Source organism: Parasediminibacterium sp. HNIBRBA5674, assembly GCF_056745525.1.
Map to the genome: position 1 here is coordinate 1 of NZ_JBQWIE010000098.1, position 732 is coordinate 732.

The following is a 732-nucleotide window of genomic DNA, read 5'->3' on the forward strand; positions in this document are numbered from 1 at the left end:
TTTGTACAAAATCTCTTCTGGCTGAGACCATGGCCCTTCTATACTTTTTGATTTGGCATAAATAATTTTATAGCCACCGCCTTTTATTTGACGTTTGTTAAAGCACCAGTATGCAAAATAATATTCGCCATTAAAGCCAAATGAACCTGCCCATGTGGCACGGTTATCTGCTGCTTGTGGCTGCCCAATATAAAAACTGCTATCAAAAGTTATGGGGGCTTGCATTATATTGTTTGAATATTGCCAGTTCACTAAATCTTTCGATTTTAATATCGTCATGCCAGGTGTCCAATGGTTAGTAGAAGACATCATGTAATACGTGTCTTTTACTTTAATTACATCATTATCAGGGAAATTGGCTTCTAGTACTGGATTTTTATATGTGCCATTGCCTTGATCGCCCCAAGTACCTATTTTTTGGGCAATACAAGTGTGTGTGATGGCAATAATTGTTAGAAGAATTATGGTATTTTTCATTTTATAATTTATTAGAGCATTTAGGATTATAGTTCACTATTGGTCCTATTGGCATTATCTTTTTTTTCTTGTTTTTTTTCATTGGATACCTGAGCATTCCAGGCTTTCCATTTACGCCACATGTCATTTACCAATGCTGGTTGCTTGCTAGCCAAATTATTTTGTTCTTCTACATCTTTTGACAGGTCATAAAGCTCCGTTTGTGTATTATCTGTTATTACCAATTTCCATTTCCCTTGTCTTATAGCACCTAAA

The 732-nt window shown here is 35.4% G+C and carries 2 protein-coding genes; both read right to left on the reverse strand.

Annotated features, from left to right (window positions below):
- A partial coding sequence (locus ACT9TX_RS18415; RefSeq protein WP_481340579.1) for a family 43 glycosylhydrolase occupies positions 1-477 on the reverse strand: 477 nt, incomplete at its 3' end.
- 26 nt (positions 478-503) lie between these two features.
- On the reverse strand, positions 504-732 hold a 229-nt coding region (locus ACT9TX_RS18420), incomplete at its 5' end, for a hypothetical protein (protein ID WP_481340581.1).